The 22,305-nt window shown below is 40.0% G+C and carries 24 protein-coding genes and 1 pseudogene; 17 read left to right on the top strand and 8 right to left on the bottom strand.

All coding sequences use genetic code 11. From position 1 onward, the window contains the following. Positions 1-62 precede the first annotated feature (62 nt). Positions 63-1,790, top strand: coding sequence for a septation ring formation regulator EzrA (gene ezrA, locus N8M09_RS03055; RefSeq protein WP_261063707.1), 1,728 nt, complete (start codon positions 63-65; stop codon positions 1,788-1,790). A gap of 174 nt (positions 1,791-1,964) precedes the next feature. On the opposite strand, the gene N8M09_RS03050 is transcribed toward ezrA, so the two are convergent. From N8M09_RS03050 to N8M09_RS03035, 4 genes are all read right to left on the bottom strand, one after another. Beyond that, the gene (locus N8M09_RS03050) at positions 1,965-2,264 is read right to left on the bottom strand and encodes a DUF1827 family protein (RefSeq protein WP_000767199.1); all 300 of its coding nucleotides are present in this window, start codon (positions 2,262-2,264) and stop codon (positions 1,965-1,967) included. Between the two features lie 58 nt (positions 2,265-2,322). Then, a complete protein-coding gene (locus tag N8M09_RS03045) occupies positions 2,323-2,775 on the bottom strand; it encodes an NUDIX hydrolase (RefSeq protein ID WP_261063705.1) in 453 nt (150 codons plus the stop codon). A gap of 130 nt (positions 2,776-2,905) precedes the next feature. Then, complete coding sequence (locus tag N8M09_RS03040) at positions 2,906-5,164, bottom strand: ATP-dependent Clp protease ATP-binding subunit (protein WP_261063703.1); 2,259 nt, start codon at positions 5,162-5,164, stop codon at positions 2,906-2,908. 227 nt (positions 5,165-5,391) lie between these two features. Beyond that, positions 5,392-5,622 (bottom strand): DUF1797 family protein, encoded by a 231-nt coding sequence (locus N8M09_RS03035; protein ID WP_000443570.1) that lies wholly within the window; start codon positions 5,620-5,622, stop codon positions 5,392-5,394. A gap of 190 nt (positions 5,623-5,812) precedes the next feature. On the opposite strand from N8M09_RS03035, the gene N8M09_RS03030 reads away from it, so the two are divergent. From N8M09_RS03030 to N8M09_RS03010, 5 genes are all read left to right on the top strand, one after another. Then, on the top strand, positions 5,813-6,496 hold the full coding sequence (locus tag N8M09_RS03030) for an amino acid ABC transporter permease (RefSeq protein WP_001011641.1): 684 nt from the start codon (positions 5,813-5,815) through the stop codon (positions 6,494-6,496). Continuing rightward, the gene (locus tag N8M09_RS03025; RefSeq protein ID WP_261063701.1) at positions 6,496-7,230 is read left to right on the top strand and encodes an amino acid ABC transporter ATP-binding protein; all 735 of its coding nucleotides are present in this window, start codon (positions 6,496-6,498) and stop codon (positions 7,228-7,230) included. Before N8M09_RS03030 ends, N8M09_RS03025 begins: the two co-directional genes overlap by 1 nt. Before the next feature lie 177 nt (positions 7,231-7,407). Next, positions 7,408-8,265 (top strand): bifunctional methylenetetrahydrofolate dehydrogenase/methenyltetrahydrofolate cyclohydrolase, encoded by an 858-nt coding sequence (locus N8M09_RS03020; protein ID WP_261063699.1) that lies wholly within the window; start codon positions 7,408-7,410, stop codon positions 8,263-8,265. Positions 8,266-8,401: 136 nt separating this feature from the next. Continuing rightward, the gene (locus tag N8M09_RS03015) at positions 8,402-9,223 is read left to right on the top strand and encodes a phosphate ABC transporter ATPase (RefSeq protein WP_261063697.1); all 822 of its coding nucleotides are present in this window, start codon (positions 8,402-8,404) and stop codon (positions 9,221-9,223) included. A gap of 13 nt (positions 9,224-9,236) precedes the next feature. Next, positions 9,237-10,091: an NAD(P)H-hydrate dehydratase gene (locus tag N8M09_RS03010; RefSeq protein WP_261063696.1), complete on the top strand. Its 855-nt coding sequence runs from the start codon at positions 9,237-9,239 to the stop codon at positions 10,089-10,091. A 147-nt stretch (positions 10,092-10,238) separates the two neighbouring features. On the opposite strand, the gene pbp3 is transcribed toward N8M09_RS03010, so the two are convergent. Beyond that, complete coding sequence (pbp3, locus tag N8M09_RS03005) at positions 10,239-11,480, bottom strand: D-alanyl-D-alanine carboxypeptidase PBP3 (protein WP_261063695.1); 1,242 nt, start codon at positions 11,478-11,480, stop codon at positions 10,239-10,241. 102 nt (positions 11,481-11,582) lie between these two features. Between pbp3 and N8M09_RS03000 the strand changes: the two genes are divergently transcribed. The 3 genes from N8M09_RS03000 (at position 11,583) to N8M09_RS02990 (ending at position 14,446) form a co-directional block, all read left to right on the top strand. After that, entirely contained in the window at positions 11,583-12,692 is a 1,110-nt protein-coding gene (locus N8M09_RS03000; protein WP_000488877.1) for an AI-2E family transporter, read from the top strand. Between the two features lie 206 nt (positions 12,693-12,898). Continuing rightward, positions 12,899-14,095 (top strand): elongation factor Tu, encoded by a 1,197-nt coding sequence (gene tuf / locus N8M09_RS02995; protein WP_001040726.1) that lies wholly within the window; start codon positions 12,899-12,901, stop codon positions 14,093-14,095. Positions 14,096-14,191: 96 nt separating this feature from the next. Further along, positions 14,192-14,446 carry a hypothetical protein gene (locus tag N8M09_RS02990; RefSeq protein ID WP_261063693.1) on the top strand — a complete coding sequence of 85 codons (255 nt, stop codon included), beginning with the start codon at positions 14,192-14,194 and terminating at the stop codon, positions 14,444-14,446. Here N8M09_RS02990 and N8M09_RS02985 read toward each other — a convergent pair. Together N8M09_RS02985 and N8M09_RS02980 are read right to left on the bottom strand one after the other, a co-directional pair. Then, positions 14,439-15,521 (bottom strand): DEAD/DEAH box helicase, encoded by a 1,083-nt coding sequence (locus N8M09_RS02985; protein WP_261063691.1) that lies wholly within the window; start codon positions 15,519-15,521, stop codon positions 14,439-14,441. The two genes, N8M09_RS02990 and N8M09_RS02985, sit on opposite strands and share 8 nt — an antisense overlap. Continuing rightward, positions 15,518-16,495: a Gfo/Idh/MocA family protein gene (locus N8M09_RS02980; protein WP_261063689.1), complete on the bottom strand. Its 978-nt coding sequence runs from the start codon at positions 16,493-16,495 to the stop codon at positions 15,518-15,520. Before N8M09_RS02980 ends, N8M09_RS02985 begins: the two co-directional genes overlap by 4 nt. 153 nt (positions 16,496-16,648) lie before the next feature. Here N8M09_RS02980 and N8M09_RS02975 point away from each other — a divergent pair, with 153 nt between their 5' ends. The 4 genes from N8M09_RS02975 (at position 16,649) to rpmA (ending at position 18,600) form a co-directional block, all read left to right on the top strand. Then, positions 16,649-17,341: a YoaK family protein gene (locus tag N8M09_RS02975; RefSeq protein WP_261063688.1), complete on the top strand. Its 693-nt coding sequence runs from the start codon at positions 16,649-16,651 to the stop codon at positions 17,339-17,341. A 274-nt stretch (positions 17,342-17,615) separates the two neighbouring features. Next, positions 17,616-17,930 (top strand): 50S ribosomal protein L21, encoded by a 315-nt coding sequence (gene rplU, locus N8M09_RS02970; RefSeq protein WP_000109141.1) that lies wholly within the window; start codon positions 17,616-17,618, stop codon positions 17,928-17,930. A 15-nt stretch (positions 17,931-17,945) separates the two neighbouring features. Next, positions 17,946-18,290 carry a ribosomal-processing cysteine protease Prp gene (locus N8M09_RS02965; RefSeq protein WP_000613699.1) on the top strand — a complete coding sequence of 115 codons (345 nt, stop codon included), beginning with the start codon at positions 17,946-17,948 and terminating at the stop codon, positions 18,288-18,290. Between the two features lie 16 nt (positions 18,291-18,306). Continuing rightward, the gene (rpmA, locus tag N8M09_RS02960) at positions 18,307-18,600 is read left to right on the top strand and encodes a 50S ribosomal protein L27 (RefSeq protein ID WP_000916509.1); all 294 of its coding nucleotides are present in this window, start codon (positions 18,307-18,309) and stop codon (positions 18,598-18,600) included. A 166-nt stretch (positions 18,601-18,766) separates the two neighbouring features. On the opposite strand, the pseudogene N8M09_RS02955 reads toward rpmA, so the two are convergent. Further along, positions 18,767-18,838: pseudogene (locus N8M09_RS02955) on the bottom strand (AraC family transcriptional regulator); the annotation flags it as partial. Between N8M09_RS02955 and N8M09_RS02950 the strand changes: the two are divergent. The 4 genes from N8M09_RS02950 (at position 18,831) to proB (ending at position 22,296) form a co-directional block, all read left to right on the top strand. Beyond that, positions 18,831-19,739 carry a LysR family transcriptional regulator gene (locus N8M09_RS02950; protein WP_050271080.1) on the top strand — a complete coding sequence of 303 codons (909 nt, stop codon included), beginning with the start codon at positions 18,831-18,833 and terminating at the stop codon, positions 19,737-19,739. The pseudogene N8M09_RS02955 and the gene N8M09_RS02950 sit on opposite strands and share 8 nt — an antisense overlap. Beyond that, the gene (gene lspA / locus N8M09_RS02945) at positions 19,736-20,197 is read left to right on the top strand and encodes a signal peptidase II (protein WP_261063684.1); all 462 of its coding nucleotides are present in this window, start codon (positions 19,736-19,738) and stop codon (positions 20,195-20,197) included. The genes N8M09_RS02950 and lspA overlap by 4 nt, the downstream gene beginning before the upstream one ends. After that, a complete protein-coding gene (locus N8M09_RS02940) occupies positions 20,187-21,077 on the top strand; it encodes an RluA family pseudouridine synthase (RefSeq protein WP_261063682.1) in 891 nt (296 codons plus the stop codon). The genes lspA and N8M09_RS02940 overlap by 11 nt, the downstream gene beginning before the upstream one ends. 109 nt (positions 21,078-21,186) lie before the next feature. Further along, the gene (gene proB, locus N8M09_RS02935) at positions 21,187-22,296 is read left to right on the top strand and encodes a glutamate 5-kinase (protein WP_261063680.1); all 1,110 of its coding nucleotides are present in this window, start codon (positions 21,187-21,189) and stop codon (positions 22,294-22,296) included. Positions 22,297-22,305: the final 9 nt, after the last annotated feature.

Genomic DNA, 22,305 nt, shown 5'->3' with positions numbered 1-22,305 from the left:
CCCTTGGTCTAAAAAATATGATATAATCATTACGATTGTTTCAAGTAAAAAAGGAGTTTAATATGTCTGCTAGACTAGTAATTTATTTGATAATTGCAGTTGCAGTTTTATTGGTCATTGCTTATGCTATCGCAATCTATGTAAGGAAACGCAATGAAAGTAAACTAGCAATTTTAGAAGAGAAAAAAGAAGAACTGTACAATCTTCCAGTTAATGATGAAGTTGAAGCTGTAAAAAATATGCACTTGATTGGACAAAGTCAGGTGACTTTCCGTGAATGGAATCAAAAATGGGTTGATTTATCCCTTAATTCTTTTGCCGATATCGAAAATAATCTTTTCGAGGCAGAAGGCTACAATAACTCATTCCGTTTTTTCAAAGCAAGTCATCAAATTGATCAAATCGAGAGCCAAATTACCTTGATTGAAGAAGATATTGCAGCAATTCGCAATGCCTTGGCAGATTTGGAGAAACAAGAGTCTAAAAATAGTGGACGTGTTCTTCATACCTTGGACTTGTTTGAAGAGTTGCAACACCGAGTTGCCGATCATTCTGAAGAATATGGCCAAGGTTTATCTGAAATTGAAAAACAATTGGAAAATATCCAATCAGAGTTTTCTCAGTTTGTAACTTTAAATTCGTCAGGTGACCCAGTAGAAGCTGCTGTGATTTTGGATAATGCTGAAAATCATATCTTGGCTTTAACGCATATTGTTGATCGTATACCAGCAATTGTAGCAACATTATCTAAAGACCTACCTGATCAACTGGAAGATTTAGAAGATGGCTACCGTAAGCTTTTAGATGCTAATTATCATTTTGCTGAAACGGATATTGAAGCGCGTTTCCAACTGCTTTATGAAGCTCTCAAGAAAAATCATGAGAATATTGCGAAACTAGAATTGGATAATGCAGAGTACGAAAATACTCAAATCCAAGAAGAGATTAATGCACTTTATGATATCTTTACAAGAGAAATTGCGGCACAGAAAGTAGTAGAAAGTTTAGTAGCAACACTTCCTACTTATCTGCAACACATGAAGGAAAATAATGCTTTATTGATAGAAGACATTGAGCGTTTGAGTAAAAACTATTTACTTTCTGAGTCAGATGCAAGTCATGTTCGTCGTTTACAGGGTGAATTAGAAAATTTTGAGACTGCTATTGTTGAGGCAACTTCAAATCAAGATGAACCAACTCAAGCATATTCAATTCTTGAAGAAAATCTTGAATCTTTACAGGAAAATCTTAAAGAGATTGAAGATGAACAGATTTCAGTTAGTGAGCGTCTTGCACGAATTGAGAAAGATGATATCAATGCACGTCAAAAGGCAAATGTATATGTTAATCGTCTCCATACAATCAAGAGATATATGGAAAAACGGAACCTACCTGGTATTCCACAAACTTTCTTGAAGTTATTCTTTACAGCAAGTAATAATACGGAAGATCTAATGGCTGAATTAGAGCAAAACTTAGTCAATATAGAATCAGTTAACCGTATTCTTGAAATTGCAACGAAGGATATGGAAGAGCTTGAGACGGAAACTTATAATATTGTACAGTATGCAACCTTGACAGAACAACTATTGCAATATTCTAACCGCTACCGCTCATTTGATGAACGTATTCAAGAAGCATTTAACGAAGCTTTAGATATTTTTGAAAAAGAATTTGATTATCGAGCTTCGTTTGACAAGATTTCTCAAGCATTGGAAGTGGCAGAGCCTGGTGTAACCAACCGTTTCGTTACTTCATATGAAAAGACACGTGAGACAATTCGTTTCTAAGATAATAAAAAAGATTTGATTGTGTGAGAAGCAGAATCAAATCTTTTTTACTATTTGTCTATAAAATCTTGTATGATAAGATCTCAAGATAAAAAATTGGAGACGATTTAAAAAGCAAGTCAGAACCTATGTTTGGTCTATAAGGTTCAATAGCTTTCTAATCTCTCCAAAATTTTATTTGATTGGAATCGAAATCCCAATTAATTTTTCTGAGTAGAGTGTTTTGATATTGCCCTCATCAATAGAGTCCTTATCAATTTTACGTTTCAAGAAAAACTCTTGGATGGCTTCGATTTCAGTCTCTCGAATAGCACGGTGTTTGTTTGAGATGAGGATTTCATAGTGAAGCGGAGCTTGGGTAAAAATAACATCTGTATTTCCAGCAGAATAGACCTCAACAAGGGTTGCATCTGTACTCTCTAGCTGGCTTTTTACAAGTTGCGAGTGTGAGTTTGTCGTATTGATAAGCTTCATAACATTTCCTCCGATTTTCTAATACTATTATAGCACTTTTTGAATAAAGTAGCTTGATTTAGTCAATCTTATGCTGTTTTTTCCAAGATTCAATAGCCCATTTATGACTACCACGTTTGAGATTTTCAATAGCCTCATCAATAGGGAACCAGGCAATATGATTAAAGTCTTCTAGTGGTTTTTGAACTTCCTTGAAAGAAGTCGCTTCATAGAGATAAGCAGGATTGTAGTAGTAGGTGTCACGATGACGAGAGTAGAAATATTCGTCAGCTTGTCCGTAATAGACACCAATTTCAGCTGTAAAGCCAAGCTCTTCAATCAATTCACGCTTTAGGGCTTCCTGATGATTTTCACCTGCTTCAATTTCGCCACCTGGTAGGAACCAAGCGCCATTGGGTGCTTGAACAAGAACAATTTGTTTTTGTTCAGCATCAGGGATAACTACATATACGCCATAGCGTGCAACATAGTCTGTATTTGCTTTCTTTTCTCCGAAAGTTGGGTTTGACATTGCATTTTCCTCATTATCTAGTATCGTTATTATTATCATAATGGACAAAGGGCAAGCTGTCAAGAAATTACAGTTATTTTAGTAAAAAAGAAGCAGAAAAATTTCATTTTCTACTCCTTTTCTATAGGATTTATTTATCTTTTTCAGAAGTTTTAACTTCAGCTTTTTTGGCAGATTTAATCTGAATGTTTCCCTTGCTAGTCATAACTGCCTTGAGGTCTTTTTCGCTTGGATTTTCAAGGTAGTAGTCAGTGATTGCGTCCTCAATATAGTCTTGAATAGTACGACGAAGTGGGCGTGCTCCCATTTTTGGATCATAGCCGAGGTCAACTAATTTTTCCTTGACCTTGTCAGTTACATCTAAATGAATGTTGTTGCTAGAGAGGCGCTTGTTAACGTCTGCTAGCATAAGCTCGACAATCTGAAGGAGGTTATCCTTGCTGAGAGCCTTAAATTCGATAATACCATCAAAACGGTTCATAAACTCTGGGCTAAAGAAGTTACCGAGTTCACCGAGAACAGAATTGGTACGTCCTTCTCTAGCAGCACCAAAACCAACGCTGGCTTCAGCCTTACCTGTCCCTGCATTTGAAGTCATGATAATGATGGCATCTTTGAAACTAACGGTGCGTCCTTGTCCATCTGTCAAACGACCATCGTCTAATACCTGGAGGAACATATGCATGACATCTGGATGAGCTTTCTCTACTTCATCCAAGAGAATAAGAGAATATGGATTGCGGCGAACTTTTTCAGTTAATTGCCCAGCCTCATCGTAACCAACATAACCTGGAGGGGCGCCGACCAACTTAGCAACGCTGTGTTTTTCCATATATTCACTCATGTCAAAGCGAATCATGCTGTCAGCAGAACCAAAGAGTTCGATGGCCAGTTGTTTGGAAAGTTCTGTCTTACCGACACCGGTTGGCCCAACGAAGAGGAAGCTTCCAATGGGGCGGTTAGGAGTACCAAGTCCAACACGATTACGGCGAATAGCCTTAGCAATCTTATCGACAGCATCGTCTTGCCCAATAACATGAGACTTGAGATCATCGGCTAGATGGATGAGTTGAGATTGTTCTTTCTCTTTCAAATCACCAACAGGGATGTTGGTTTTCTGCTCGATAATGTGCTCAATAGTTTTCTCGCTGATGATAGGAGTATCCCGGTCTGTGACTTTTTTCTTTTGCATTTCCTTATACTTGGCAATCTGGTCACGGAAGTAGGCGGCCTTTTCAAAATCTTCTTCTCGTGTAGCTTGAGACTTGAGATTTTCAGCCTCAATCAAGCGTTGATCAATTACTTTAGGGTCTACAAAATTCAAGGTCAAATTCATCTTGGAACCAGCTTCATCTAGGAGATCAATGGCCTTGTCAGGCAAGAAGCGATCTTGGATATAACGATTGGAAAGAGTTGCAGCTGCTTCAATCGCAGCATCAGTATACTGAACGTGGTGGTAGTCTTCGTATTTCTTTTGAATTCCTTTGAGGATAGTGATTGTTTCTTCCACTGTTGGTTCATCGACCTTAACAGGTTGCATACGACGCTCTAGGGCTGCATCCTTTTCAATGATACGGTATTCATTGAGGGTAGTGGCACCGACCAGTTGCAGTTCCCCACGAGCAAGGTCTGGCTTGAGGATATTTCCTGCATCCATATTGCCATCGCCCGCAGAACCAGCACCGACAATTTCATGGATTTCATCGATAAAGAGGATGATGTCCTCACGTTTGCGAATTTCTTCCATGAGTTTTTGCATGCGTTCTTCAAATTGTCCACGGATACCCGTTCCTTGAACCAAGCTAACCACATCCAGACGGATGACTTGTTTACCTTGGAGTTTATGTGGAACATCGCCATCAACGATTTTCTGAGCTAGACCTTCGACAACGGCCGTTTTTCCGACACCTGGTTCACCGATAAGAACAGGATTATTCTTGGTTCTGCGATTGAGAATCTCGATGACACGAATAATCTCATCATCGCGCCCAATAACGGGGTCGATATCGCCACGACGGGCAATCTCAGTTACGTTGATACCAAATTCTTCCAGCAGGCCTTTTTCTTGGCTTGGAGGCGGAGTTTGAGCAGATCCACGATTTTGGGAACCATAACCGCCGTTTCCACCGTAACCTCCACCTGATTGGGTTGGGGGAGTAGGAGGAGTATTGTTAGAAGGTCTGAAATTGTTTAGGTCATTGAAGAAATCACCAAAGGGATCAAAGTCACGATTGTTCAGATCTGTCATACCTTTAAAGAGGCTATTGTTAGGATCTGTCTTGATAATCTTATAGCAGTTTTGACAGAGGTCAATTTGTTTTTGTTTTCCATTGAGATTGGTGTAAAGATGAATTGTTGAGTCGTTGATTTTACAGTTTTGACAAAGCATACATCTACCTCATTTCTTTTTTTAGCCTGACCTGTTTAATGGTCAAAAATAGTCAAATTTCTATACTCTCATTATAACAGGATTGGGGTGTAAAGCAAGTAAAAAGATTGAAGCTTTGAGAAGTTGTTACAATGAAGATCTTTGTGAATTTGGACTAAAAAAATCCTATTTGTGAGACAAAAAGGATTTTGCTTAGACATGCAGGGGCAATCCCAGCTTGTTTTGTATTAGTAAAGGAGTTCGTAAATCTCCATTGCAATCAAGTCAATGCTATCAAACGTATAAGTTTCGCGAGCTTCTACATCACGAAGGGTAAAGATTGATCCGTTTTCTTCGTCGTGGCTGTATGCAACTTCTGCAACAACAACTCCTTCGCGTTCAAAATTACGTTTTAAATTTCCGCCGTCTTTTGCCATTGCTTCAAGGCGGTTGATGATTCTAACCAAATGTGATTCCATTTTGATTCTCCTTCATTTCTTATCGTTACTATTTTACCATAAAGGAGGCCAACTTGACTAGAAAAAACTAAGATTTCTCGCTAATTCTACTAGCTTAAAGTTTTTTTGAATAAATCGGATAAAAGGTTTGAATTTTAATTCAATACATGTTATAATCATACAGTATTCTATTTTAGAAAGCAGTGTGACTATGAATTTTTCTTTTTTACCTAAGTATTTACCTTATTTTAACTATGGGGCTGTTGTGACGGTTCTCATTTCTATCTGTGTTGTCTTTTTGGGAACTATTTTGGGTGTTGTCTTGGCTTTTGGGCAACGTTCAAAGTTTAAACCGCTTGTTTGGCTGGCCAACTTGTACGTTTGGATTTTCCGTGGGACACCGATGATGGTTCAGATTATGATTGCCTTTGCTCTAATGCATATCAATGCTCCGACTATTCAGGTTGGAATTTTAGGTGTTGATTTTTCTCGTCTGATTCCAGGAATTTTGATTATCTCTATGAACAGTGGTGCTTATGTTTCTGAGACTGTTCGTGCTGGGATTAATGCGGTTCCTAAGGGTCAGTTAGAAGCGGCTTATTCGCTAGGGATTCGTCCTAAAAATGCGATGCGCTATGTGATTTTGCCACAAGCAATCAAAAATATTTTGCCAGCATTGGGGAACGAATTTATCACTATTATCAAGGATAGTTCCCTCTTATCAGCTATCGGTGTTATGGAGTTGTGGAACGGGGCTACAACAGTTTCTACAACAACCTATCTACCTTTAACACCACTTTTATTTGCAGCCTTTTATTACTTGATTATGACCTCTATTTTGACAGTAGCCTTGAAAGCTTTTGAAAAACGTATGGGACAAGGAGATAAGAAATAATGACAGAAACCTTGATAAAAATTGAAAATTTACATAAATCCTTTGGAAAGAATGAAGTATTGAAGGGCATCAACCTCGAGATTAAAAGAGGAGAAGTTGTCGTTATCATCGGTCCTTCGGGAAGCGGGAAATCTACCTTGCTTCGCTCTATGAATTTGTTGGAAGAAGCAACTAAAGGGAAGGTTATCTTTGAGGGAGTCGATATTACGGACAAGAAGAATGACCTGTTTGCCATGCGTGAGAAGATGGGCATGGTTTTCCAACAATTCAATCTCTTTCCTAATATGACTGTGATGGAAAATATCACCTTGTCACCTATCAAGACCAAAGGTGAGAGCAAGGCTGTTGCTGAGAAGAGGGCCCAAGAGCTTTTGGAAAAAGTTGGTTTGCCAGATAAGGCAGATGCTTATCCACAGAGTTTATCAGGTGGCCAGCAACAACGGATTGCCATCGCGCGTGGGTTGGCCATGGAACCAGATGCTTTGCTTTTTGACGAGCCAACCTCAGCCCTGGACCCTGAAATGGTAGGTGAGGTGTTGGCTGTTATGCAAGACTTAGCCAAGTCAGGAATGACTATGGTTATCGTAACACATGAGATGGGATTTGCCCGTGAGGTGGCAGATCGTGTCATCTTTATGGCAGACGGTGTGGTTGTTGAAGATGGAACACCTGAACAGATTTTTGAACAAACCCAAGAACAACGGACTAAAGACTTCTTGAGTAAGGTTTTATAAGTTAGCTTTGTTTAGCTATTTGTAGCCAACTTTACATATAAAATATAGATTAATGAAAAGCTCGACTCGAGCTTTTTCTTATAGTTTGAAACTATAAGGTTGCCTAGGAAAGAAGTGTTAGAGGGGACCAACAGTTTTTGGTATAATGGAAGATATTTGAAAGAAAAGAGAAGTGATATGACACAGATTATTGATGGGAAAGCTTTAGCGGCCAAATTGCAGAGGCAGTTGGCTGAAAAGACTGCAAAATTAAAGGAAGAAACAGGTCTAGTGCCTGGTTTGGTAGTGATTTTGGTTGGGGACAATCCAGCCAGCCAAGTCTACGTTCGCAACAAGGAGAGGTCAGCTCTTGCGGCTGGTTTCCGTAGCGAAGTAGTGCGAGTTCCAGAGACTATTACTCAAGAGGAATTGTTAGACCTGATTGCTAAATATAATCAGGATCCAGCTTGGCATGGGATTTTGGTTCAGTTGCCATTACCAAAACATATCGATGAAGAGGCGGTTTTATTAGCCATTGACCCAGAAAAGGATGTGGATGGTTTCCATCCTCTAAATATGGGACGCCTTTGGTCTGGTCATCCAGTCATGATTCCTTCGACACCTGCAGGAATTATGGAAATGTTTCATGAATATGGGATTGACTTGGAAGGTAAAAATGCGGTCGTCATCGGTCGTTCCAATATCGTTGGAAAACCCATGGCCCAGCTTCTTTTGGCAAAGAATGCTACAGTGACCTTGACCCACTCACGGACTCATAATCTTGCCAAGGTGGCTGCAAAAGCAGATATTCTGGTTGTTGCAATCGGTCGTGCCAAGTTTGTGACTGCTGACTTTGTGAAACCAGGTGCGGTAGTCATTGACGTTGGGATGAACCGCGATGAAAATGGCAAGCTCTGTGGGGATGTTGATTATGAGGCAGTTGCACCACTTGCCAGCTACATCACGCCAGTACCTGGAGGTGTCGGTCCTATGACCATTACCATGCTGATGGAGCAAACTTATCAAGCAGCACTTCGGACATTGGATAGAAAATAAGAGAAAATTCGCTGAAGAGAGTGTATTCTCTATAGCTATATCTAAAATGACAGAAATGAATATTAAATTTTAGATATAAGATTACAAAAGGAGGTCTGCGCCTCCTTTTTGTTGTATAATGGAGTGAGGTGATTAGATGATTTTAAAAATTTATAATGGGGAATATAGTTTACAATGGGATGGAATATACTACTTAGCACTAATTGATTATCCAAATATTCAAGAATGGGAATTAGAAAAAATTGCTAAATTTATAGCTTACGAAAAACTTCATAAACGTCAAACAAGTATTGAGTGTGCTGATTCTTGTTTAAAAAAAGAGATTTTAGATTACATCTTTCAGCATCCCTTTCTGCCACCATTTACCCCTACAGATAAAAGAGTAGCCTCGACTTATGATCTACATAAGAGGTTAGTGACTTCAGACTACTGTAGTCATACTACGACTATAGATGCAGCGATTTCTATCTTTAAAACAGGTCAGCTCTTATCTGCTGTGAAAGCCTTTGGGCGAGATGCTGAGGAGTTGGTTTTGGATAGTAGAAATGCTGCATCGGATCCGATAGATTATTTTGACTATGTCATGTTAGGGTGGTCAAATACAAGTTCTGGTTATCGATTAGCGATGGAGCGTTTATTAGGTCGAGCTCCTTCAGAGAAAGAATTACAAGACAAGTTTATTCCTGGAGTGAGTTTTCATTTTATCTATACAGATTTGATTAAAGTTACTGGTTATATTTTTGATGGCTACCATGTTGCAAAAATTAAGGACATGTTGAATTTATTTAGTGAGTTGTATATTTGCATTATTCCAACTCATAATAAGAGCCAATTTGAAAATATTATTCCAAGTCAATTACTGGATAAGGTGTATTATCTTGACCATGATGGAGAAGGTTTGGAGGAGTGGGTTAAAAAAGTATATCGGATTGTTTTAAAACGATCAGGTAAAGGATAGTTGAGGAAAAAAGATGAAAGTGATTGATCAAACCTTACTAGAAAAAGTCATTATTGAACGTTCTCGTACCAGTCATAAAGGAGACTACGGTCGTCTGCTGTTGCTGGGTGGGACTTATCCTTATGGTGGTGCCATCATCATGGCTACTTTAGCAGCTGTTAAAAGTGGAGCTGGTTTGGTGACTGTTGGAACAGATAGGGAAAATATCCCAGCTTTGCACAGCCATTTGCCTGAGGCTATGGCCTTTGCTCTTCAAGACCAGCAGTTGTTAAAAGAGCAATTGGAGAAGGCAGAAGTTGTCTTGCTGGGACCTGGTTTACGAGACGATGCTTTTGGAGAAAATCTAGTAAAACAAGTCTTTGTTAATTTAAGCCAAAATCAGATTTTGATTGTAGATGGTGGTGCCCTGACCATTCTTGCTAGAACAAGTTTGTCATTTCCATCTAACCAGCTTATCCTAACTCCCCACCAAAAGGAGTGGGAAAAACTGTCTGGAATTACGATTGAAAAGCAAAACGAAGCTATAACAGCTAGTGCCCTAACTTCCTTCCCTCAAGGAACAATTTTGGTAGAGAAAGGTCCAGCTACTCGTATTTGGCAAGCTGGCCAATCTGATTATTACCAGTTACAGGTTGGCGGTCCCTATCAGGCGACTGGGGGAATGGGAGATACTCTTGCTGGAATGATTGCAGGATTTGCAGGCCAATTCCGACAGACCAGTCTCTACGAACGTGTGACAGTAGCGACCCATCTTCATTCAGCTATTGCTCAAGAACTAGCTCAAGAACATTATGTGGTCTTGCCAACGGAGATTAGTAATTATCTTCCTAAAGTAATGAATAAAATATCTCAAAAAAGAATGGGATAAAATTCAATTTTAGGAGAAAACGAAGTAAATATTACCACAATAAAACGCATAATATCAAGTTTTTTTAATACCTGATACTATGCGTTTTTGACTTTAAAGACTTTTTGGTCTGTTTCTATTTTGGAGCAATCTTTTGCTCAGTATGTTTTATAATTTCTCGTTGATAAATCGGATAAACTGATTCCACCAAACTTTTAAGAAGAAGGCTTTTTCAACTTTCTTTTCTGCTACCATTTCGAAACTAGGACGTTCTGTGGTAATGTAACCTTGACCAATCAAATCCTTGTCTTCGTAAGTCAAATGGCCAACCACTGTTCCAGCTTCAAGTGGTGCGAGGATTGCTTTAGAATCAGGTGTGAATTGAATAGATTGGGAAGATTGACCCCCAACACGTTCAATTAGATAGATATCCTCTGGGGCCACTGCAGTGACCGTATCTTCTTTTCCATCTTGTACAGGGACTTTGCTATCTTGATAGGCATCGCCTTGCTGAACGATTTTGCGAAGTGTAAATGTAGAAGAAATATAATCCATTAGGGAAGATGTAGCTGTAAAACGAGAGTAAGGATTATTATCTTGATGATCTGCATTCAAAATAACAGTGATAACCCTCATGCCTTTTTCGACAGTAGTACCAACAAAAGACTCTCCAGCCTTATCTGTTGTTCCTGTTTTCAGTCCATCAAAACCACCACGGTAAGCAGGCATACCTTCTAACATGTAGTTGGTCGAAGTGATTGTCATTCCAGCAAAAGTAGAAGAAGGTTTTTTCGTTATTTCCAAGACTTGTGGGTATTTTTTGATGAGGTTACGAGCAACGATAGCGACATCATAAGCACTGAGCTTATTTTCATCATCTTTATTAGACCCAGGGTAAATGTTATCTCCGAGAGTTTCGTTGTTCAGACCAGTTGTATTGACAACAGTGGCATCTTTGATTCCCCATTCCAAGAGTTTTGCTCGCATCATATCAACGAAGTTTTTTTCAGAGCCAGCAATTTTCTCAGCTAGGGCAATAGCGGCGCTGTTGGCACTAGATACCAGAGTTGCTTCAAGTAACTCTTCGACAGTATAATTACGGGCCTCCATAGGAACATTACTGGCTTCAGAATTTGTCGTCAATTGATAAGGATAATCAGAAATATCTACTGGGGTGGATAGTGTGATACTTCCATTTTCGAGTGCTTCATAGACCAGGTAAACTGTAAGTAGTTTTGTAATAGAAGCAATTTCGACAGGTTGCGTTGCATCTTTTTCATATAGAATTTTACCAGTATTGGCCTCAACAGCAATCGTATGTTTAGCAGCAATATTAAAATCTTGGGCAGCAACAGTAGATGCTGACCCAATTACGGATAGACTTAAGAGAGTTAAAATGATTTTTTTCATAGTAAGTTTATTCTAACATAAAGAAAAAAATATTCCCAGTTTCATGATAGAAGAAAGAAGCTTTTTTGAAAGTATGGTAAAATAGATGAATGGAGGTAGCTCATGTTTCGTAAGAATAAATTATTTTTTTGGACCAGTGAGATTTTATTATTAACAATCATTTTTTATTTATGGAGAGAGATGGGGGCGATTATCACGCCTTTTGTAAGCGTCGCAAACACCATCATGATTCCATTTCTTCTAGGTGGTTTTTTATATTATTTGACCAATCCTATTGTAAATTTTTTACAAAAGTATTTCAAAATTAATCGTATCATTGGTATTCTACTAACCTTGTGTGCTTTGGTTTGGGGGCTTGTCATTGGGGTAGTCTATCTCTTACCGATTTTGGTTAATCAGTTGACCAGCTTGATTGCGACTAGCCAGACTATCTACAGTCGTTTACAAGATTTGATTATGGATTTATCTACTTATCCAGCCTTTCAAAATTTGGATATTCAAGCGACTATTCAACAATTAAATCTATCCTATGTAGATATTTTACAAAATATCCTAAATAGCGTTACCAATAGTGTCGGAAGTGTTCTATCAGCTCTCTTTAGTACCGTTTTGATTATTATTATGACCCCTGTGTTTTTGGTTTATTTTTTGTTAGATGGTAACAAATTTTTGCCGATGCTTGAGCGCACTGTTTTAAAGAGAGATAAGTTGCATATTGCAGGTCTTTTAAAGAATTTGAATGCGACAATTGCTCGCTATATTAGTGGAGTCGCAATTGATGCCATTATTATCGGTTGTTTGGCCTTTATCGGATATAGCGTGATTGGTTTGAAATACGCTTTGGTCTTTGCCATTTTTTCAGGATTGGCCAATCTCATTCCTTATGTGGGACCAAGTATTGGCTTGATTCCGATGATTATTGCCAATGTCTTTACTGATCCTCATAGAATGCTAATTGCAGTTGTCTACATGCTAATCATTCAACAAGTGGATGGAAATATCCTCTACCCTCGAATCGTTGGTGGTGTGATGAAGGTTCATCCAATTACGATTTTAGTATTACTTTTGTTATCAAGTAATATCTATGGTGTCATTGGTATGATTGTCGCAGTACCAACCTATTCTATCTTAAAAGAAATTTCTAAGTTCTTATCACGTTTGTATGAAAATCATAAAACAATGAAAGAACGAGAAAGAGAATTAGCTAAGTAAAAGTCAGGAAATTCCTGATTTTTCTTTTTCATTAAAGAAGTGATGGGAGTAAAAATACCATTTAGATTAGCCGATTAAGAATAATTCACAAAAACTTTGTAAAACACTTGCAATTTAGCTGAAATTTGATAAAATAGTAAGGAAAGTTAGACTGTATTGCCTACTGTCTATCTATAAAATATATTTTATTGGAGGCTTTTACTCAAATGGCAAAAGAAAAATACGATCGTAGTAAACCACACGTTAACATTGGTACTATCGGACACGTTGACCACGGTAAAACTACCCTAACTGCAGCTATCACAACTGTTTTGGCACGTCGCTTGCCTTCATCAGTTAACCAACCTAAAGACTATGCGTCTATCGATGCTGCTCCAGAAGAACGCGAACGCGGTATCACTATCAACACTGCGCACGTTGAGTACGAAACTGAAAAACGTCACTACGCTCACATCGACGCTCCAGGACACGCGGACTACGTTAAAAACATGATCACTGGTGCCGCTCAAATGGACGGTGCTATCCTTGTAGTAGCTTCAACTGACGGACCAATGCCACAAACTCGTGAGCACATCCTTCTTTCACGTCAGGTTGGTGTTAAACACCTTATTGTCTTCATGAACAAAGTTGACTTGGTTGACGACGAAGAATTGCTTGAATTGGTTGAAATGGAAATCCGTGACCTATTGTCAGAATACGACTTCCCAGGTGACGATCTTCCAGTTATCCAAGGTTCAGCTCTTAAAGCCCTTGAAGGTGACACTAAATACGAAGACATCGTTATGGAATTGATGAACACAGTTGATGAGTACATCCCAGAACCAGAACGTGACACTGACAAACCATTGCTTCTTCCAGTCGAAGACGTATTCTCAATCACTGGACGTGGTACAGTTGCTTCAGGACGTATCGACCGTGGTATCGTTAAAGTCAACGACGAAATCGAAATCGTTGGTATCAAAGAAGAAACTCAAAAAGCAGTTGTTACTGGTGTTGAAATGTTCCGTAAACAACTTGACGAAGGTCTTGCCGGAGATAACGTAGGTGTCCTTCTTCGTGGTGTTCAACGTGATGAAATCGAACGTGGACAAGTTATCGCTAAACCAGGTTCAATCAACCCACACACTAAATTCAAAGGTGAAGTTTACATCCTTACTAAAGAAGAAGGTGGACGTCACACTCCATTCTTCAACAACTACCGTCCACAATTCTACTTCCGTACTACTGACGTTACAGGTTCAATCGAACTTCCAGCAGGTACTGAAATGGTAATGCCTGGTGATAACGTGACAATCGACGTTGAGTTGATCCACCCAATCGCCGTAGAACAAGGTACTACATTCTCTATCCGTGAGGGTGGACGTACTGTTGGTTCAGGTATGGTTACAGAAATCGAAGCTTAATTCGATTTAGTTCCCAGAAGAACAATTATTTAAGTCAGACACTAAAAGAATCTTGCATTGCAAGGTTCTTTTTTTCGGATATTGAACTAATACTCAATGAAAATCAAAGAGCAAACTAGGAAGCTGGCTGCAGGCTGCTCAAAACAGTGTTTTGAGGTTGCAGATAGAACTGACGAAGTCAGCTCAAAACATGTTTTTGAGGTTGTAGATAAGACTGACGAAGTCAGTAACCATACATACCGCAAGGCGAAGCTGACGCGGTTTGAAGAGATTTTCGAAGAGTATAAAATTGAATTGCTTATAAAAAAGCTCTATACACCTGATGTGCGTAGAGCAATGGGGATTATTTGATATAGAGTTCTTGGTTTTTCAAGACAATTTCACGTACGCTTGCAAACTTTTTGAGTTTTTTGATTTCTTCTGGATGAGTGACGAGAGTGATAACATAGCCTTCTTTACCCATGCGACCTGTACGGCCAGCACGGTGAGTGTAGGTTTCAATATCTCTAGGAACATCAAAGTTTACGACGCATTCTAGGCTATCGATATCAATTCCACGAGCCAGAAGGTCAGTTGCAAGAAGCAGGGTTAGTTGCTTGTCTTTAAACTTTTCTAAGATGACTTTTCTAAATTTGACATTAACATCACTAGCGAGGGAAACAGCCAAGATATCCCGATACTGTAATTTTTCTTCTGCACTTCCAAGGTCTGACAGGCTGTTAAAGAAGACAAGACCTCGGAAATCCTCTACATGAGCCAGTTTTCGTAGCATATCCACTCGGTGACGTTGATCTACCTGCATGTAGAAGTGTTGGATGTTGTCCAGTTTTTGATCAGAGAGATTAATAGTGCGTGTATTCGACACAATCTTTTCTTGGTCAAACTTGGTCGTAGCACTCATATAGACAAGTTGGTGGTCACGAGGTGCGTAGTGAGTAATTTTCTCGACAAAGTGTATCTGAGAATCATCTAGCAATTGGTCGAATTCATCCAGGATGATGGTTTCCACATTCATCATCTTGATTTTTTTCAATTTAATTAGTTCAAAGATACGGCCAGGAGTTCCAATCAGAATTTCTGGTCCTTTTTTTAGGCGTTCAATCTGGCGTTTCTGACTCGAACCTGATAAGAAGAGTTGAGCTGTCAAGCCGATAGCTTCAGCCCACGTTTTACATACATCAAAAATCTGTCCAGCAAGCTCTGTATTTGGTGCTAGAATCAAGAGTTGCTGCGCTTTTTTCTTTTGTAGTCTGAGAAGACTTGGTAGGAGGTAAGCTAGGGTCTTACCAGTTCCTGTTGGGCTCACTCCTAGGAGGTTTTCTCCTGCAAGAAGTGGTTCAAATAGTTGGGTTTGAATGGGGGTGAATTCCTGGAAACTGAGTTGGTCACTTAGTTCTTGCCATTCAGTAGGTAGTTTGCTTTTCATTTTTCTGCCTCAAATCTAATGCCAGCAGTCTGGCGCATGGTATATAGTAGCTCATGAACAGAACTTGCATCTTCCAGCCAAGTTTGGTAGAGATTCAGATCTGGTTGCTGGATCATGTGTGCAAATGCAGCGACTTCCTCAGTCATTGTATGAGGAGCCTGTTGGATAGGGAGTTGGATTTGATTGCCTTGATGGTCGGTAAAAATAGCCGAGCTGACATGTTCGATAGTGTTGAGGGTCAAGGTTCCATCTGTCGTATAAATCTCGCAAGGAAGATTGGAAGTAATGTTTTTCCCAGCCTTGATATGAACTTGATAGTCGGGGTAGAAGAGGATTCCGTCACCATTTAGGTCAATGTTATTGTCAAGCTGTTGAGCCTGATAGGTTGCATCCTTAGCTTTTCCAAAGAGACGAACGGCAGCGTAGAGAGGATAAATCCCCAAATCCATAAGAGCTCCACCAGCAAAACGGTCTGAAAAGACATTTGGTGTCTCCCCAGCCAACAAGTCAGGCATTTTGGAAGAATACTTGGCATAGTTGAGATCTGCTCCTAACACTTGCTTATCTGCTAAAAAGTTTTTGATGATAGTGAAAGCTTTTTCATGGTAATTGCGAGCTGCTTCCAATATGAAACAGTGATTTTTCTCAGCTGTATGTTTCAAATCTAGCCATTCTTGTGGCTGAGTGACAGCTGGCTTTTCAAGAATGACATGTTTACTTGCATACAGTGCAGCTTTTGCCTGAGCAAAATGCAAGGAGTTTGGGCTAGCAATATAGACCACATCAAAGGAGCCCTTGAAGAAGTCCTCTACTTGATCAAAGAGTTGGATATTCTGATAGCGGGAAGCAAAGGTTGCGGCAGTTTCTAGTTTTCTAGAATAGACTGCGACCAGCTGGTATTTTCCGCTAGCATGGGCTGCCTCTATGAAGTGGTGGCTGATAGCGCCAGTACCAATGATACCTAATTTAAGCATAGATACTCCTTTTCCGATTTTAAATCCTTCTTTCATTATAACATAGATAGACGAGACTATCCAACAGAGGGTAAAAATTTTAAAATAAGCTACTAGGACTTTCCCAAAGAAAGTGGTACAATAATGAGATGAGTAAATGAAATGGGAGGAAAAATGAGGCTATTACCTATAAGAAAAATATCACGTCAGTCTAAGAGACTAGCGCTTTTTTTGACTTTTTGTGCAGGATATGTAGATGCCTATACGTTTATTGTGCGAGGGAACACTCTTGTGGCTGGACAAACTGGGAATGTCGTCTTTCTATCAGTGGGACTCATTCAACACAATGTGTCAGATGCCAGTGCCAAAGTAATGACCTTGCTAGCTTTTATGATGGGGGTCTTTTTATTAACGATTTATAAGGAAAAATTGAGAATTGTGAAAAAACCGATTCTGTCCTTGATTCCTTTAGCAATCCTATCAATCATTATTGGATTTGTACCACAAACTGTAGAGAATATCTATCTAGTACCGCCCTTAGCCTTCTGTATGGGACTGGTGACAACTGCTTTTGGTGAGGTTTCGGGTATTGCTTACAATAATGCCTTTATGACAGGGAATATCAAACGAACAATGCTAGCTTTTGGAGATTATTTCCGAACCAAGCACACTCCTTTTTTACGTGAAGGGATTATCTTTGTAAGCCTGCTTAGTAGTTTTGTACTTGGCGTTGTCTTTTCAGCCTATTTGACGATTTTCTATAATGAAAAGACTATTCTCGGTGTTCCTATTATGATGAGCATTTTTTACCTCAGTATGCTTTCTGCCTCGTGGCGGAAAAAAGTAAAAGAAAAAGCTTCATTTTAGGTGTTATTACTTGTAAGAAAATAGGAGATATGCTATACTTGAAGAGTTGACTATGCACATTCCTGTGCAACCGCACGAACATCGTCGCTCGTCGTATAACAAATTTAAACTTCGTCATTGTCGCCTTGCCTAACATAAGTTATGCCTTCGGCTCAATTCCTAGTTTATTCTTTCTTATACTTAGAGCTCTTCTTTTAAGTGGTTCGTCCCACGATGCTAGGCGAGTCTTCACAAAAAATTCGGGGAAACCCATAAAAATCATAGGAGGTGCATAATGAGCACATACGCAATTATCAAAACTGGCGGAAAACAAGTTAAAGTTGAAGTTGGTCAAGCAGTTTACGTTGAAAAATTGAACGTTGAAGCTGGTCAAGAAGTTACTTTTAACGAAGTTGTTCTTGTTGGTGGTGAAAACACTGTTGTCGGAACTCCACTTGTTGCTGGAGCTACTGTAGTTGGAACTGTTGAAAAACAAGGAAAGCAAAAGAAAGTTGTTACTTACAAGTACAAACCTAAAAAAGGTAGCCACCGTAAACAAGGTCACCGTCAACCATATACTAAAGTTGTCATCAACGCAATCAACGCTTAATTTTAAGGAGAACACATGATACAAGCAGTCTTTGAGAGAGCCGAAGATGGCGAGCTGAGGAGTGCGGAAATTACTGGACACGCCGAGAGTGGCGAATACGGCTTAGATGTCGTGTGTGCATCGGTTTCTACGCTTGCCATTAACTTTATCAATTCTATTGAGAAATTTGCAGGCTATGAACCAATCCTAGAATTAAACGAAGATGAAGGTGGCTATCTGATGGTTGAAATTCCAAAAGATCTTCCTTCACACCAGAGAGAAATGACCCAGTTATTCTTTGAATCATTTTTCTTAGGTATGGCAAACTTATCGGAGAACTCTTCAGAGTTCGTCCAAACCAGAGTTATCACAGAAAACTAACACGGAGGAAAACATTATGTTAAAAATGACTCTTAACAACTTGCAACTTTTCGCCCACAAAAAAGGTGGAGGTTCTACATCAAACGGACGTGATTCACAAGCAAAACGTCTTGGAGCTAAAGCAGCTGATGGACAAACTGTAACAGGTGGATCAATCCTTTACCGTCAACGTGGTACACACATCTACCCAGGTGTAAACGTTGGTCGTGGTGGAGACGATACTTTGTTCGCTAAAGTTGAAGGCGTAGTACGCTTTGAACGTAAAGGACGCGATAAAAAACAAGTTTCTGTTTACCCAATCGCTAAATAAAAAGGTCCAGTGAACCTTTTTATCCCGAGCCTTGAACTGTAAAGGCGAGGAAGCTAGAAGTAGCATTAAATAAGGCTTTCCGAGATTTCGGAGAGCCTGTTTTTTTGTTTTGATACCCATGATTTTTTCGTTCTTAGTGTAGATGAATTTTATGAGTGACATTATTTTTCTTCGATGGAAAACTTCTGAAATATGGTATAATGAAAAGATAAAGAAGTTGGGGGTAGAAGATGAACATTCAACAATTACGCTATGTTGTTGCCATTGCCAATAGTGGTACTTTCCGTGAAGCTGCTGAAAAGATGTATGTGAGCCAGCCGAGTCTGTCTATTTCTGTTCGTGATTTGGAAAAAGAATTGGGCTTTAAGATTTTCCGTCGGACCAGCTCAGGGACTTTCTTGACCCGTCGTGGTATGGAATTTTATGAAAAAGCGCAAGAATTGGTCAAGGGATTTGATATTTTTCAGAATCAGTATGCCAATCCTGAGGAAGAAAAAGATGAATTTTCCATTGCTAGCCAGCACTATGACTTCTTGCCACCAACCATTACGGCCTTTTCAGAACGTTATCCAGACTATAAGAACTTCCGTATTTTTGAGTCTACTACAGTTCAAATACTTGATGAAGTAGCTCAGGGGCACAGTGAGATTGGGATTATCTACCTCAACAATCAAAATAAAAAAGGGATTATGCAACGGGTTGAAAAGCTGGGTCTTGAGGTCATCGAATTGATTCCTTTCCATACCCACATTTATCTCCGTGAGGGGCATCCTTTGGCTCAGAAAGAAGAATTGATTATGGAGGATTTAGCGGATTTACCAACGGTTCGTTTCACTCAAGAGAAAGACGAGTACCTTTATTATTCAGAGAACTTTGTCGATACCAGTGCTAGTTCACAGATGTTTAATGTGACAGACCGTGCTACTTTGAATGGTATTTTGGAGCGGACGGATGCCTATGCGACAGGTTCTGGATTTTTAGATAGTGATAGTGTTAATGGCATCACAGTTATTCGTCTCAAGGATAACCTAGATAATCGTATGGTCTATGTCAAACGGGAAGAAGTGGAGCTTAGTCAAGCTGGGACTCTTTTCGTTGAGGTCATGCAAGAATATTTTGATCAGAAGAGGAAATCATGAAAAAAAGAGGACTAGTGGCAGTCGTTGTACTGCTTTTGATTGCGCTGGATCAGTTAGTGAAATCCTATATCGTCCAGCAGATTCCACTGGGTGAAGTACGTTCGTGGATACCCAATCTCGTTAGCTTGACCTACCTGCAAAATCGAGGGGCAGCCTTTTCGATGTTACAAGATCAGCAGTTGTTATTTGCTATCATTACACTGGTCGTTGTGGTAGGTGCCATTTGGTATCTACATAAACACATGGAGGACTCACTCTGGATGGTCTTGGGCTTGACATTAATCATTGCAGGTGGTCTTGGAAACTTTATTGACAGGATCAGTCAGGGCTTTGTTGTGGATATGTTCCACCTTGACTTTATTAATTTTGCAATTTTCAATGTGGCGGATAGTTATCTGACTGTTGGAGTGATTATTTTATTGATTGCAATGCTAAAAGAGGAAACAAATGGAAATTAAAATTGAAACTGGTGGCCTGCGTTTGGATAAGGCTTTGTCGGATCTGACAGAATTATCACGTAGTCTCGCGAATGAACAAATTAAATCAGGCCAGGTATTGGTCAATGGCCAAGTCAAGAAAGCTAAATACACTGTCCAAGAGGGCGATATCGTCATTTGCCATGTGCCAGAACCAGAGGTCTTAGAGTATGTGGCTGAGGATATTCCGCTAGAGATCATTTACCAAGATGAGGATGTGGCTGTCGTTAACAAACCTCAGGGAATGGTGGTGCATCCAAGTGCTGGTCACACCAGTGGGACCCTAGTAAATGCCCTCATGTATCATATTAAGGACTTGTCGGGTATCAATGGGGTTCTGCGCCCAGGAATTGTTCACCGTATTGATAAGGATACGTCAGGCCTTCTCATGATTGCTAAAAATGATGAGACCCACTTGGCCCTTGCCCAAGAACTCAAGGATAAAAAGTCTCTCCGCAAATATTGGGCTATTGTTCATGGAAATCTGCCCAATGATCGTGGTGTAATTGAAGCGCCGATTGGCCGGAGTGAAAAAGACCGTAAGAAACAGGCTGTGACTGCGAAAGGGAAGCCTGCAGTGACGCGTTTTCATGTCTTGGAACGCTTTGGTGATTACAGCTTGGTAGAGTTGCAGCTGGAAACAGGGCGTACCCACCAAATCCGTGTCCACATGGCTTATATTGGCCATCCAGTCGCTGGCGATGAAGTCTATGGTCCTCGCAAGACACTTAAGGGGCATGGACAATTTCTTCATGCCAAGACTCTAGGGTTTACTCATCCGAGAACAGGTGAGACCTTGGAATTTACAGCAGATATCCCAGAGATATTTAAGGAAACATTAGAGAAATTGAGAAAGAATTAGACGTGATAAAAGGTTGAGATGACTTGTCTCGACCTTTTTCCTATCAACTCTTTTCTATTTCCTGCTATTCATGTTATAATGGATAAATATGAAGAATCGGAGTGAGACTATGAAATACAAACGGATTGTCTTTAAGGTGGGGACTTCTTCTCTGACAAATGAGGATGGAAGTTTATCACGTAGTAAAGTAAAGGCTATTACCCAGCAGTTGGCTATGCTGCACGAGGCTGGTCATGAATTGATTTTGGTGTCGTCGGGTGCCATTGCTGCAGGTTTTGGGGCCTTAGGATTTAAAAAGCGTCCGACTAAGATTGCTGATAAACAGGCTTCAGCAGCGGTAGGGCAAGGCCTTTTGTTGGAAGAATACACGACCAATCTTCTCTTGCGCCAAATCGTTTCTGCACAAATCTTGCTGACCCAGGATGATTTTGTGGATAAGCGCCGTTATAAAAATGCTCATCAGGCTTTGTCGGTTTTACTTAGCCGCGGGGCGATTCCTATCATTAATGAGAATGACAGTGTCGTCATTGATGAGCTCAAGGTAGGGGACAATGACACTCTAAGTGCCCAGGTAGCGGCCATGGTCCAAGCAGACCTTTTGGTTCTCTTGACAGATGTGGACGGTCTCTATACTGGAAATCCTAATTCAGATCCAAGAGCCAAACGTTTGGAGCGAATCGAGACCATTAATCGTGAGATTATTGATATGGCTGGTGGAGCTGGCTCGTCTAATGGTACAGGTGGCATGTTAACCAAAATCAAAGCTGCAACTATCGCGACGGAATCAGGAGTTCCTGTTTATATCTGCTCATCCTTGAAGTCAGATGCCATGATTGAGGCAGCTGAGGAGACCAAGGATGGTTCCTACTTTGTTGCGCAAGAGAAGGGGCTTCGTACCCAGAAACAATGGCTGGCCTTTTATGCTCAGAGCCAAGGTTCTATTTGGGTTGATAAAGGTGCTGCAGAAGCTCTCTCTCAACATGGCAAGAGTCTTCTCTTATCTGGTATTGTTGAAGCAGAAGGAGCCTTTTCTTACGGTGATATCGTGACAGTATTTGACAAGGAAAGTGGAAAATCACTTGGAAAAGGACGCGTGCAATTTGGATCATCTGCTTTGGAGGATATGTTGCGTTCTCAAAAAGCCAAGGGGGTCTTGATTCACCGTGACGACTGGATTTCCATTACTCCTGAAATCCAATTACTCTTTACAGAATTTTAGAGGTAAACT

Source organism: Streptococcus mitis (assembly GCF_946190375.1).
Lineage (GTDB): Bacteria > Bacillota > Bacilli > Lactobacillales > Streptococcaceae > Streptococcus > Streptococcus mitis_CJ.
Note: the sequence above shows the minus strand (reverse complement) of the source record. Positions and strands in the feature narration are given on the sequence as shown.